This is a genomic window from Pseudoalteromonas sp. SG43-4 (genome assembly GCF_014164325.1).
GTDB classification, from domain to species: Bacteria; Pseudomonadota; Gammaproteobacteria; order Enterobacterales; family Alteromonadaceae; genus Pseudoalteromonas; species Pseudoalteromonas distincta.
This window is the reverse complement of record NZ_JACJFB010000004.1, coordinates 2,734-16,496: the sequence shown is the minus strand read 5'-3', so window position 1 is coordinate 16,496 and position 13,763 is coordinate 2,734. Positions and strand designations below refer to the sequence as shown.

General features: G+C 36.8%; 9 protein-coding genes and 1 pseudogene. 5 read left to right on the top strand and 5 right to left on the bottom strand.

Features of this window, described 5'->3' with window-relative positions:
- Positions 1–49 precede the first annotated feature (49 nt).
- From H5160_RS05160 to H5160_RS05155, 3 genes are all read right to left on the bottom strand, one after another.
- Entirely contained in the window at positions 50–868 is an 819-nt protein-coding gene (locus H5160_RS05160; protein ID WP_259416713.1) for an HlyD family secretion protein, read from the bottom strand.
- A 38-nt stretch (positions 869–906) separates the two neighbouring features.
- Entirely contained in the window at positions 907–1,299 is a 393-nt protein-coding gene (locus H5160_RS20375) for a biotin/lipoyl-binding protein (protein ID WP_259416711.1), read from the bottom strand.
- A 131-nt stretch (positions 1,300–1,430) separates the two neighbouring features.
- On the bottom strand, positions 1,431–2,447 hold the full coding sequence (locus H5160_RS05155) for a metalloprotease (protein WP_101217613.1): 1,017 nt from the start codon (positions 2,445–2,447) through the stop codon (positions 1,431–1,433).
- Between the two features lie 166 nt (positions 2,448–2,613).
- Between H5160_RS05155 and H5160_RS05150 the strand changes: the two genes are divergently transcribed.
- Positions 2,614–3,825 (top strand): EAL domain-containing protein, encoded by a 1,212-nt coding sequence (locus H5160_RS05150; RefSeq protein WP_182737002.1) that lies wholly within the window; start codon positions 2,614–2,616, stop codon positions 3,823–3,825.
- A gap of 32 nt (positions 3,826–3,857) precedes the next feature.
- On the opposite strand, the gene H5160_RS05145 is transcribed toward H5160_RS05150, so the two are convergent.
- Positions 3,858–4,934, bottom strand: coding sequence for a hemolysin family protein (locus tag H5160_RS05145; protein ID WP_002957910.1), 1,077 nt, complete (start codon positions 4,932–4,934; stop codon positions 3,858–3,860).
- Positions 4,935–5,018: 84 nt separating this feature from the next.
- Here H5160_RS05145 and H5160_RS05140 point away from each other — a divergent pair, with 84 nt between their 5' ends.
- Entirely contained in the window at positions 5,019–7,514 is a 2,496-nt protein-coding gene (locus H5160_RS05140; RefSeq protein WP_182737001.1) for a S9 family peptidase, read from the top strand.
- Positions 7,515–7,730: 216 nt separating this feature from the next.
- Positions 7,731–8,435, top strand: coding sequence for a response regulator transcription factor (locus tag H5160_RS05135; protein ID WP_002957913.1), 705 nt, complete (start codon positions 7,731–7,733; stop codon positions 8,433–8,435).
- On the opposite strand, the pseudogene H5160_RS05130 reads toward H5160_RS05135, so the two are convergent.
- Positions 8,432–9,739 (bottom strand): annotated as a pseudogene (locus H5160_RS05130) (YifB family Mg chelatase-like AAA ATPase); the annotation flags it as partial. The gene H5160_RS05135 and the pseudogene H5160_RS05130 sit on opposite strands and share 4 nt — an antisense overlap.
- A gap of 79 nt (positions 9,740–9,818) precedes the next feature.
- Between H5160_RS05130 and H5160_RS05125 the strand changes: the two are divergent.
- Together H5160_RS05125 and H5160_RS05120 are read left to right on the top strand one after the other, a co-directional pair.
- Positions 9,819–11,837: a recombinase family protein gene (locus H5160_RS05125; RefSeq protein WP_182737000.1), complete on the top strand. Its 2,019-nt coding sequence runs from the start codon at positions 9,819–9,821 to the stop codon at positions 11,835–11,837.
- Positions 11,838–11,963: 126 nt separating this feature from the next.
- Entirely contained in the window at positions 11,964–13,568 is a 1,605-nt protein-coding gene (locus tag H5160_RS05120; protein WP_182736999.1) for a hypothetical protein, read from the top strand.
- Positions 13,569–13,763: the final 195 nt, after the last annotated feature.

The following is a 13,763-nucleotide window of genomic DNA, read 5'->3' as shown; positions in this document are numbered from 1 at the left end:
CAAACCACCAAAACTTTCAAATTTTTCTTTATTTCATAAAACGCTACACTTAACTTACGCGCCCTTTTAGGCTGTACAGTGGCTCGAGTAACCACTCGATTAATGTGCGCTGCTCCAACATAATATCTGCCTCAAACAACATGCCACTTTTCAGCTCAAACGCCTTACCATAGGCCTGCATTTGCTGTTGGCTGAGTGTTGCTCGCAAACGGTACACAGGCTCTTGCAGGGTAATAGGCAGGCGTATTTCATTTGGGGTAATAAGCGCCTTATCAATCCGACTAATTTTGCTGTTAATAAAACCAAAGCGCTGATAAGGAAAGGCATCAAAGCGTAAGCGAGTGTCATTACCAAGCGCAATAAACCCTGCTGAGCGAGTAGGTAGCAGCAATTCCGCCACTAGCTCTGAACCTTCGGGAATAATATGCAGTAGCGGTTTTGCTTGAGTGAGTGTTTCACCCTCAACCACTTGAATGCCAGTAACAACACCGCTGTTACTGGCTGTTATGGTATATTGATAGTTACTTTTAATTTGTGTGAGCTGGTTTTGAATATCCGCTTGTTGACGTTTAAGACTATTTATACGCAACGTATACTGCTGGGGCACGTTGGCAATATTAAAGCTAAGTTGACTTAATTGGTTTTCTTGCTGCATCAGCAAGCGTGCTAGGTTTTGTTTTTCTTGCTTAGCATCTAACAAAGCTTGCTGTTGTTGCTCACGCTCAATATTTGATAAAAAGCCATTTTTATTAAGCTGGTTGATATTACTTTGTTGGCGGTTAAGTAGTGCGAGTTTTTCATCGGTCAGTGTAAGCTGGTTTTTTAATGCCACTTGCTCATTAGTTAGCGCACGTTTTTGCGCTTGCAAGTTAAGGGATTCTTGTTCTTGTAGGGTATGGCTTTGTGTTATTTCGTTATTTCGTCATTAAGCAATTGTATTTGCATACTTAACTGCTCAACAAGCTGGGTACTTAAGGCAATACCTTGGCTGTTATTTTGCTGCACAATGATGGTCGCCAAAGGCTGACCTTTAGTAACGGCATCACCCTCTCGTACAAATAGCTGCTCAATCATACCACCTTGACTAGCAAAGCTTTGGATTATCCCTTTATTGGGTATTAAAAACCCCCGTACTGTTTCCTTGCGGGAATATTCTGCTGTAAATAAGAAGCTTATCACTACAATCGCAATACATACCAAAACAAATACGGTAAGTTTTATTGATAATGGTTGTGCTAGCGTAATCACGCCAGTTAAACGCTCACTTTGCTGAGCGACAGCTTCCTTTCTAAATAACATCCAGTTGATTCGCTAAGATTGTTCTAATTTATATTACACTAGAATTCAATTAACAATAAATCAACATAGAAAGTTAAAAAATAAAACATTAATGCAAAAAACTAACTTATGTTGTTGGAAAAATAAAAATACTAGCTCGATAAAATAGTCATCGGCAGGCTCAATATTGGATTTTCTGAATCGGCAAAGTGCATCATTACAGCTACATGCCCCGCTACTACAATTGCATACATAACTGCTGAAAAGCCTTGGCCATATTTATCTAGTGGCATTAAGTGTGAATAGTGACGGCCTCGCCATTCAAATACAATTTCCAGCGCACCTACAAACAAAAAGAATACCAGTAACATTAAGCCAAATGTGTAGCTCAGCCATAAACCAAACAGTACACCGAGTAAACATACACTTAGGCCAATCCATGAACGCATTGAAAAGCTAATACTTTTTAATACATGCCCGCCATCAAGCGGCAAAATAGGTAACAAGTTAAATAAATTTAATAACGCACTAAGCACCGCAACACCTGCAAATATTTCCATCTCGGTGGCGTAATATAAAACGACACCCAGTACCGAGGTAATTAAACCAAATGCAGGCCCCATTAATGATATAACTACATCTTGCCAACGGGTTGTTATTTTATCGTCACTTACAGCAAGCCCACCAACAAACGGGATTAAATAAATACCTTTGGTTTTTATGCCAAAGTATTTCATTGCTCGCACATGGCCGTACTCGTGTACAACTAAGCAACCAATTAGCATTAGTGCAAATTCAATACTAAATAACCACGCATAGCCTGCAACAGAAGCCCCTGCAAGCACCACTTTAATTACCTTAGCACTTTTAAAAAGCTTAAAACCTAATGCAGCTAGCCCTAAAAAGCCTTTTTTAGGTGACCCATTTGTAGGTGCTGGTAACGCAAGTTGTGTTGCAAATTGATCATCTACAAAGAGCGAAATGCTTTGCTCTTTCACCGCCGCTGTATCGATACCTATTACTTTGTTGTCGTAAGTAAATTGAAAATAGTTTTCACGAGGGTTATCAAAGGTAATGGCTTGTTGCGCGTGAAATACCTGCACAATTCTTTGCCCAGACACCATAAGCGAAAATGGTTGCTCGGCTAAAGTAAGATCTATTCTTATCATAATTAAGACCGTTTAAAATAATGGCGCTAGTATACCTAATCAGCTTAAAAACACGAGTGAAGGTGCTAGGTAACTATTTTCAAAATAAAAGTATTTGATACTGACAAAATAAAAAAACACTACTACTTTTATAGTAACTCCAAGCGATACATTGAAAGGGATAACAGTGAAGAAGATAGTGCCTAATATTTTAGTTGTTGACGATTCAAAAGCAATTTTGATCGTTATGGAAGCTATACTTAACGAATTGGGTATGTCTAACACTATAACTACGTGCCTGAATGCAAAAGAAGCTCTTGAAAAAGTTAAAGAGGATATCAACTACTTTGATGCTATTTTTACTGATCTCAATATGCCCGAAATGGACGGCATGGAACTAATCCGCCACTTAGGAGAGCTACATTATCAAGGCGGTATTATAATTGTTTCTGAAATGGACCATAAAGTTATTAGCTTAGCTGCCAATCTCGCGAAACAACATAACGCTCACCTCATTGGTAATATTACAAAACCAGTGCAACTGTCTCAGGTTAGTAGGTTACTTATTAAAGTGGCGCAATTAAACAGCCACACTTTATTAAAAGAGTCAGCCATTTCAAAAGATGAGCTTATTGATGCATTAAAAAACGATGAAATAACGCCTTTTTACCAACCAAAAATAAACGCTGATAACAATAAAATTGAAAGCGTTGAAGTCTTAGCACGTATTTTATCAAGTAAAGACGGCAATATTATTTTACCTAACCGTTTTATAAACACTGCCGAACAACACAACTTAATTAATCAAATTACATTTTCTCTTTTTGAAAAGGCCACCAGCGAATTCATAAATATGAAAGCGCAACTAGGTCATGATTTTAAAATGGCATTTAATTTATCGCCAACTCAGCTCGACGACTTAAACTGCCCTAATAAATTACTGCTCATTTTAGAATTAAACCAACTCACGCCTAGTAACATAATTATAGAAATAACAGAACAACATGCACTCTCAAGCCTAATGCAATTAGAAACACTAAACAGATTAAGAATGCATGGCTTTGGTATATCGCTAGACGACTTTGGTGTTGGTTTTACTAATATGAATCAGCTTCGAAATCTTCCTTTTACTGAAATTAAAATAGACCGTTCACTTATTAGCCATATAGAAACAGATTTATTTTCTCAAGTGGTCGTAAGTTCGTTATTTAATATTACGAGTAAAGATAATTTAGACTTAGTAGCAGAAGGCGTTGAACGCCCAGAAGAGCTCGTTTATTTAAGGCATTATAAAAGAAAACTAGCTATACAAGGTTTTTTATTTAGCCGCCCTAAACCACAAGACGAATTTATATCTTGGGCTAAAGATTGGCTAAAAACTGATGGCAGCCCCGCTTAAAGAGGTATTAATATTTAATCGGGGCTGGTTAACTAATTATCACCCCGAGTGTGTTTATCTTCTTCACTGACTATATGCGCACTACTTGCTAAACGTTTGTGCCAACGCTGCCTTGCTACTGCGCGCATATTAGTAGATTGGTCACGCTCATCTACAATCTCTAGCCCCATTAAAGCTTCAATCATATCCTCTAGCGTTACAATACCTTGCACGTCACCGTACTCATCTACAACTAGGCATATATGCGTGCGCTTTGTTAAAAGAGTTTGCAGTAACGACGATACGTTCTGAGAAGTTGGTACGGTATAAATAGGCTTAATCAATTTGCTAATTTTGTAATCGGTGCCTAAGCGGTGAAATGCCAGCATAATATCGTTTTTATGCACAAACCCAACGATATCATCGGCATCTTTATCAAATACCAACACTCTAGAAAACGATGACGACCCATGTTCATTTAAATACTGATTAACTGTTAAATCTTTATGGATTTTGAAAATAACAGTTCGCGGCGTCATTAAATCACATAATTTTGCATGCTTAAAATGCAACAAATTACGGATAATATCAGATTCATCTTGATGTAATGCTCCCGACTCCGTGCCTATATCTGCCATTGCCTCTATCTCTTGACGAATATAATAAGCCTCATCGTGCTTTGGACCCATTAAATTTGTTAGCTTTTGAGCAAACCATACAAAAGGCTTTAGCGATATAACTAAAAAACGCAAAGCGTAGGTAACGCTTGGCGTTAAAGCTCGCCAGTAATTAGCCCCCAAGGTTTTAGGTATAATTTCAGAAAGAATTAATACGAGAAATGTCATAATGGCTGATGCAATACCTACAGCCGCATCGGAAAAAACGACAGCCGCTTGTGCGCCAACTCCCGCTGCACCTGCTGTATGGGCAACTGTATTTAAAGTTAAAATAGCAGCTAAAGGCTGATCTATATTGTTTTTAAGCTTTTCGAGCTGTTTAGCAAGCTCAGGGTGTTTTTTTCTAAGTGATGCAACATAGCTGGGCGAAATACTTAATAACACAGCCTCCATCACAGAACATAAAAACGAAATAACAATCGCCACTACCATATAAACTATCAGTAAAGTCACTTTCTCTCCTCTATATTGGATATGTGAGCATGGTAACAATACATGCTATATTTGGCCAAACTTCCAATAATAATAGGCATAATAATGAAATTTAGCGCACCATGGTGTCATCAAAATAAGCTATTTAAGTACGCAGCAGCTCTTTTAACACTTAGCAGCTTAAGCTTTGCTGCAATAGCTGCACCATTGGATAAATCAAAAATTCAGTTTATCGGCCCACTTGCCGAAGATATGCAGTTAAAGCCTTTTCAGACACCTCATGGCAGTGCGATTATTAACAACCTATTGCCGCAACTACAAGCAGACACCGATAGTTTTTCTATATTTGGGAAAAAACAAAACTGGCAACCGTTTAATAAAATCAATGCGCTCACTTTAGGTGGGTTACAGGCACTAAAATTTAATATTGAAACAACCCGCTTTACGCAAGGTACGCTTACCTTAAAAGGGATTGAGCAAGGGCAGTTATTTATTAATGGCGAACTACAAACAGGCGATAAAAATAGCTATAAGTTAGCTTTAAATAACAGTACTCACACTGTTTTAATAGTAGCCCAGCAAGTAGCTAATTGGCACGATGTAACGCTTGATTTTGCACCTAAAAGCGAGGTTGATAAAATTACGCTCAGCACTTCACAAACAAAACGTTTATCTGCAAAACAACTGTTTGATGCTCCTACAATTAGCCAATTATCACTCGCACCTAATGCCAAGCAGTACGTTACTACCACTCGCACTTATAGTGATAAAACACAAAATCAAGCAAATACAGTTACTATACTTGAAGATTCAGACAATCAAACGCTTTATCGCTTTGAAGCAGGCCAACCAAGTAACATTATTTGGAGTCCAGATAACCAATATTTAGTGTATTTGTTAAATGGTGAGCTTAAACAACTTAACCGTAAAAACTTCTCAATAAAAACATTAGCAAACGATTTAGAAGGAGCTAATAGCTTTACCTTTTATAACAACACCAGCCTTTTGTTTAGCTGGTCTAAATCACCTGAGAGCACTAACAGCTTAACCAAGCACTATAAAGGTCTACAAGATCGCTGGTCGTATGCACGTTCCATCAGCCAAATTTATATGCTTGATACTAAAAGTGGTTTAACAAAAGCACTTAGCCAAGGTCCTCTTTCTTACAGCCTTGAAGATTCAAATAGTAACCGTGGCAAAGTATTAATGAGCCGCCCAGTAATGGCAATGCAAGCATCAACTCACCCTGAAACAGAGCTTGTTGAACTCGATTTAAAATCAAACAAGCTTTCATCGCTTGGTAAATTCAAAACGTTTAATTTAGCCAAATATACAAATAAAGATATTTATGTAGTTGCAGGCCCTGACTTTAAAAATGGCGCAGGCAGAGCATTACCAAAAGCTATGCTCGCTAATAACTACGACGGACAACTTTACCTACTTACTGAAGGCGGTAAAAACGTAAAAGCACTCAGTAAACAGTTCGACCCCGCTATTGGCCAACTGCACGTTTTAGAAAACGGCGATGCGCTTATTAAAGTAACTGAGCAAGACACTCAACCACTTTATCTATTTGATTTAAGTAAACAGCGCTTTAAAAAGTTAAATACAGGATTGGATATTGTTGAACAATTTAGTTACTCACACGACCGTAATACCGATATTTTATTAAGTGGCACTAACGCTTTAACACCACAACAACTAAAGCGCCTGAACGTAAGTAAAAATAAAACAGATTTAATATGGGATTCAAAACCAAGTAGCTATGCAAATACACGACTCCCTACATTAGAAGAGTTTAATTTTAAAAATAAACATGGGGTTGAAATAACGGGCCGTGTTTACATTCCAAGCAATTTAGATAAAACTAAAAAGCACCCAGCGCTCGTGTATTACTACGGCGGTACTTCACCAGTTACGCGTGGTTTTACAGGTCGTTACCCGTTTAACTTATGGGCAGAAAATGGCTACGTTGTTTATGTAGTGCAACCTACTGGCGCAACAGGGTTTGGACAAAAGTTTTCAGCGCAGCATGTTAATGCCTGGGGCGACTACACCGCAGATGATATTATCGAAGGCACACAAGCCTTTTTAAATAAATACAACTATGTTGATAGTAAAAAAGTAGGTAACTTAGGGGCATCGTACGGTGGCTTCATGACCATGTTATTGGCAACTAAAACCGATATATTTAGTGCTTCAATAGCTCATGCGGGTATTTCTAATATTACCTCGTATTGGGGTGAAGGTTGGTGGGGCTACTTATATTCTGGCGAAGCATCAAAAAATAGCTTCCCGTGGAATAACCCTGAGCTTTACAGCCAACATAGCCCTGTATTTCATGCCGACAAAGTAACAACACCTATGCTACTTCTTCATGGTGATAGCGATACCAATGTACCTGTTGGCGAAAGCTTAACAATGTACACTGCACTTAAACTGCTTAATAAGGACGTAGAGTTAATCGAATACAAAGGCGCCGACCATCAAATTTTTGCACGCGATAAACGATTTGATTGGTGGAACACTATGCTCGCATACTTTGATAAAAAGCTAAAAAACGAGCCTCAATGGTGGGACTCGATGTATAAAAATGACTGAGCCTGAACCTTTAAAATAACGACTTAATACAGATTTATTAATAGTAGAATTAATTATTTAGCACCTTTTAATTAGTCTAAAGGTGCTAACCTCATCCTCTAATAACGTCTTATACACCTTTGAAATATTAAGTTACTTAAAACTAATAAACCCCCTTCTCAGCATTTACCTATTGGTGCTACCATACAGAGCTATAAGCATTCAAAATAAAGTACTATGGCTATTAATGTTTTATTGGTTGAAGACGATGAACTACTCGTTAAACGCATCCAAAATCACTTTGCAGATACCGAATTTACAATAGAGGTAGACCCCACTGGCGCTGATGCACTTAACATTGTAAGGCAGCGGGTAAACCTGCGCGGTGCTATATCATTAGCCATAATTGACATTGTCTTACCAAAGCGCGACGGGCTTCAGCTCGCAAAAGAATTAAACACACTGACCGATATTGGCGTTATTGTATTATCGAGTCGTGACTCCCAAGCCGATCGTATTGCAGGTCTTGCACAAGGTGCTGATGACTATATTTGTAAGCCCGTCGATTTACTTGAGTTAGAACTTCGCATGCGCGCGCTCTATAAGCGTGTTGCAGTTAACCTAGAAGACGACGAAAGCGAAGAGTTTATAGAATATGCTGACTTTAAGCTTCATCCTGATAACCGCACATTAATTACTGCTGCGGGCGTTGAGTCACGCTTAACTGAAGCCGAACATAAAGTGCTTATTTGCTTAATTAGTAATGCAGGTAAAGCCACATCCCGTGAAAAAATATCAGAAGAAATAGGCCAGCCCGATTGGAGCCCAAACGATCGTACTGTTGATGTGCTTATTGGTCGTTTACGTAAAAAATTAAATGACGAAAAAGATCAAAAACGCATCGTTACCGTACGCGGTAAAGGCTATATGCTTTCTATTTAATACTTAGTTAATTGCGCAATAAGGCGCTCAAATGCGCGGTAATTAAGTGCTTCTTTAAGCTCATTTAAACTAATGTTTTCAGCGCCTTTTAAATCACTAATAGTCCGCGCCACCTTAATTACTCTATGGTAAGAGCGTGGCGATAAAGACAACTTCTCGCTTGCTCTAGCTAAAAATTGCAACTCTGCAGGCGCAAGTTCACAGTGCACACTCATTTCTTTATTATTAAGTCTCGCATTAACCTTACCTTGGCGTTTTAGCTGCACATAATAAGCAGCCTCAACTCTTGCTCTAACCTCAGCACTGGTTTCCTCTGGTTTGGTACTTTGTAGCTCAACACTCGTTAAACGAGGTAGTTCTATTTGCAAATCAATACGGTCAATAAAAGGCCCTGATACTCGCGATAAATAACGCATAACTTGATCGGGAGTTGCCCGCTTATCAGTATGGCTCCCCGTTGGGCTTGGGTTTAATGCTGTAATAAGCTGAAACTGCGCTGGGAACTCCATTTGCCTAGCTGCACGTGAAATAGTTACTGTGCCGGTCTCCATTGGTTCACGCAGTGAATCAAGCACCTTACGCTCGAATTCCGGTAACTCATCTAAGAAGAGCACACCGTTGTGTGCCAGAGAAATTTCACCAGGCTTGGGATTTGAAGAGCCCCCCACCAAAGCAACAGCTGAGCACGTATGATGCGGATTACGAAATGGCCGCTGTCGCCAATTAGTTAAATCTATGGATTGTCCAATAATAGAGTAAAGCGCAGCTGTTGAAATAGCTTCATCGTCCGACATAGTAGGCATAATTGTAGCCATTCGCTGGGCCAGCATTGATTTACCAGTACCTGGAGGGCCTAAAAATAGTAAATTATGCCCGCCAGCTGCGGCTATTTCTAATACTCGCTTTGCACCGGGCTGACCTTTAACATCGCTTAAATCGAGTAAAAAGTCAGGGGCTTGCGTGCAGTCGGGGTACTCTATATTTAATGGCAAGGGTTGTTGATTAAGTAGGTCGCCCCATACTTCTTGAATAGAGCTTACGGCTTTGCGTTTAACGCCATTAACTAGGCTTGCTAGGCTGTCGTTTGCAAGAGGTAAAAAGCAGCAGCGATCTTCTTCTTTAGCAGCAAGTACCGAAGGTAAAATAGCGTTTACACCACGCACTTCACCATTAAGAGCAAGCTCACCATAAAACTCGTACTTATGAATATCAGGACACACTATTTGCCCAGAGGCGACTAAAATACCCACCGCAATAGCCAGATCAAACCGCCCACCATCTTTTGGTAAGTCGGCTGGAGCTAAGTAATAAACATATAACTGATGGGATTTATTGTGTACTTAATTGAGTTACAATATGTAAAACTGACTTGGGGATTAAATTTTGGCGATTATTGCATATTGTAGAGTGTCTTCATCGAGGCAATTAGAAGGCTTATCGATGAGCTTGCAGAATGATAAAAAACTATTAGAAGAAATTGCTCAGAAATTTAATACAACATTATCCGATAGAATTTATTCCGATAGTGGATTCTCTGCATACCACGGGAAAAACCTAAAAAACGAACTAGGAAACTTAATATCTGACATCGATGAATTAAGGATTAAGCCGAATGATATAATAGTTATGAGACATTTGGATCGCTTAAGCCGACAAAATATCGCTGATGCTATGGAGATTTTCACTAAAATTTTAACATCTGGGGTCAAGATCTACACAACGATGGACTGTCGTCTTTATGAACGCCATGGAGATAATGGTAAATTATCATTCGTATTAGCCTCTTTATCTTTCTCACTGGCAAATGAAGAGTCTGTAAAAAAATCTTTTTTAGTTAACAGCCATGCTATTAATAGAATAAAACAATTTGATAGAGGAGAGAGAGGTGAAAATAATGCACCATATAACATCGGTGTAGGAGGTGTGCCCTTTCACGTAAAAATTATTAATAAAACAGTAACAGCTCATCCAACAAACTTTTCAATCTTACAAGAACTAATAAAGTTTGCATTAAAAGGCAACGGCTTAAGCAAGTGTTTAGAGTTCTTGTCTCAGAGAAATATAGCGCTGACTTCAGCAGGTCTTCGTAATTTACTAAAATCCCACTCTCTTTATGGTCGATTAGTAGTGAAAATAAAAGACCTTGATGCAATAGCTAAAGTTAGAGAAGAAACAAATATAGAAAAGTATATTAGTAAAAAATATGAGCGGAATAACTTCTACCCTGCGGCCTGTAATGAAGATGAATGGTATCAATTGCAGTCCTTATTTAGAGGAAATGTAGATCAAAACTATTGCAGAAAAGAATATACTCTTCTATCAGGAATGAAGAAGCTTCATTGCGGGTGTGGAAGTAGTATGACTGTAATCCGTACAAATACTAAAGGAGCAACTTACTACGCTTGTATTAACGCGAAATGTAATAACTTAGAAAAAATATACACTATTGATAAGATAGTAATCAGTCATCTTGCTGCTTACTTTAGAGGCAATAATTTTAATATTGATAATCCAAAAGAGCTTACAATTTTAAAAGAAAAGTTAAAGTCTAAGTTAGAAGAATTTAATGAGAAGCAACTTTTCTTCTATAACAATCATCTTTTCTACAACAAAGAAATAGAGGTGGATATGTATAGTAGAAAAGAAGAAATTGATAATCTAGAAGCTAAAATTAAGGAGATTCAGTATAAAAGTTCTAAATTAATATTTGGGGCAGATTTTTTTGATAAAAAAAACTATAACGAAGAGTATATCGATAAAATTATTAGCGAAAGCTCTGAGAATAAAAGAGTATTACAAAAAAAGTTATCAACTCTTATAGAGGATATTATTGTACATAAAGATGGGCTTATCGAAATTATAAAAAGTGCTGGTGGTGTTGATTTCTTTTATATACCTGAACAAGTTAAAAAGACAGGTAGACGCCTTGGAGTTCAACTTATGGCCTTGAAAGATAAGCAAGCCCCATATGCTGATTTAAAAGAAGATACTGTTTTTGGTAAAATAGCATTTTCAATTGATGAAATAAGAAGCAAAGCATACTTATCTACAAAACTAGAGCATATTGATCCAACTTTATTGAAATTGTATTCTGAAGATTCAACTAAAGAAACTGCACTTGAGTCATTTCAAAGTTATATTAAAAATAGACTAATAAAGCGAAATTTTTTGATTTACCGGAAAAAGAATATATTAGCTGAGGGTGTTTCAGAAAAAAGGTGGCAAACACATAAAACGAAAGCAAAGAAGCACTTTATTAAACTAGGCCTTGCTCAAGAACTTGAATATATAACTTCTAAAGGTAATCACTCTAAGGTAACTATAATTTCTGAAAAGAGCTTTGAAACGATTAAAGGTGAGTTAATAAATGAGCTTTGTGCTCAGGCTATTTACTTAAAGTAACACTTATATTACAATATATGCAGTGTTAGAAAACACAACAATTTATTTAATTCCCCCTCTACTTGTAGTCGGGGAATTTTTTTCGTTCAAAAAAATACTCTTTAAGGAGAGTCTATAGGTAAAAAAATGATTAAACTAACAAAGACAGAAAAAACTATTCAACTGCTATGTGGCACAGTTGGTTCAGGTAAAACGACCTTAGTACTTGAGAAATCAATAAATCTATTATTGAATGGGGCTAACGTAGTAATTGCCGTACATAGCATTGCAACTATGGAAGAAAAAAAAGAAGAGCTAAAAAATTTAATTAAGTTACATACTACATCTGATAAAAAAGAGCTGCTCGACAATATATACACGGTTAAATCTGACCTTAATAGCAGTTATGTATCAGAATCATTTAAGGCAGTAGTTAAAGAGAAAAATCATAACCACATCGGTAAATGTATCTTTGTTTGCTCAGCATCCCTTATTAAATTTAACTTTGAGGAAATGAACAAAAAAAAAGATATATTATTCATTGATGACGAATCTAATAGCTTCAAAACAGATCTATTAGCTTCAGCAAGAGGTTTTGAGATCGACCGTATTTTAAAATGCTTTAAATACGTAAAATCTAACGAGACTGAGCATGGGGCGGTATTTTCCTTATTAAAAGTAAATCCAGCTTTCAATAGTGCTGTAAATACAGATAGATATGAGCTTCTAAATATTTTTAATCCACTTATTTTGAAAATAAAGAAATGTATGAATAAGGGGACGTCCGCTGATATTCAACTAATTGCACTAAAAGGGAAGGTTAGAGATTCTTACGATCTTTATCTAACTACTTTACTAAGTCCAAAGATAGCTGATAGCTTTGCTTCAGTAGTATGGATAGGTGATGAAGTTGATAACAATCTAAATGTACAGCTATGGAAAAAGAGCGATATCAAATTTAAACGTAACATAGTTAAAAATCATAGATATAATTTTTCTAATCGCGATATCTCATTTTTTTCTATTGGAGGAAGCACGAGAGTTGGAACGACTAAGTTTACTACCAATGATGCGATTAAAAACGACTTAGCTGCAATTATTGTAAAAAAATTTAAAAATCAGCACAAGAACTGTTTAGTCTCTCTTAATACTAAGAATAAAGCTTCTACACTTACTAATAAATTGGAAAAGCATTTTAACCTAAACATATTAAGTACCATAACTAAAGGTTCAAACAAATATACTGAGAACACTCTAATAATATGTGCTGGGTCTAATAGACCTAATGATCATATTCTCAAACTAAATGAATTAATTTATGGTTTAACTACGGAGGAACAACTAGCCCAATCTGAGTACAATAACTATTTTCAGACAGCGATTAGAGGATCTTTGCGAGATACAAACAATAATAGTAAGGCTGTTATTATTTTTCCTGATGACAAAGTAGCGCATTATGTACAGAAACGCTTTAAAGATGAGTTCAATATTTTTATAGAAGTAGAGGCTTTGTGTGCAGAGCTAACAAGCAAAATATTTAATAAAAAACCTGGAAGAAAAGTCAGAATCGTGAAAAAAGACGGCTCATCATTAAGTGTTAATGAAAGACAGAGGCTTAAAAGGCGACGTGCTGATTTTGGTAAAGAAAAAATAAAATCACTAATTGATAAGATAGATGGTGGTATTAATGAATTCTTATTATTGAACAAAAAACAAACGATGGTTATGCTTAAAGATTTTGATCAAAACTAATTATTCATTTGTGACATATTTATCATTAATACTATTTTTATTAGTTACTACAAGCTTTCTACGAAAGCGTTGTGATTTCATGGAATGAAATTAAACTACTCACAATATTAGTGCTGCGCACCACTTCATCAACAAGTTGATTCGTATAAAAATGTCACAAATTACCCAATAACTAATCATTCATTTGTGACATAT

Excerpts from the sequence above, each read along its gene's own strand:
- H5160_RS05140 (WP_182737001.1), top strand. The coding sequence starts at position 5,019 with ATGAAATTTAGCGCACCATGGTGTCATCAAAATAAGCTATTTAAGTAC.
- H5160_RS05155 (WP_101217613.1), bottom strand. The coding sequence starts at position 2,447 with ATGATAAGAATAGATCTTACTTTAGCCGAGCAACCATTTTCGCTTATG.
- H5160_RS20375 (WP_259416711.1), bottom strand. The coding sequence starts at position 1,299 with ATGTTATTTAGAAAGGAAGCTGTCGCTCAGCAAAGTGAGCGTTTAACT.
- H5160_RS05120 (WP_182736999.1), top strand. The coding sequence starts at position 11,964 with ATGATTAAACTAACAAAGACAGAAAAAACTATTCAACTGCTATGTGGC.
- H5160_RS05135 (WP_002957913.1), top strand. The coding sequence starts at position 7,731 with ATGGCTATTAATGTTTTATTGGTTGAAGACGATGAACTACTCGTTAAA.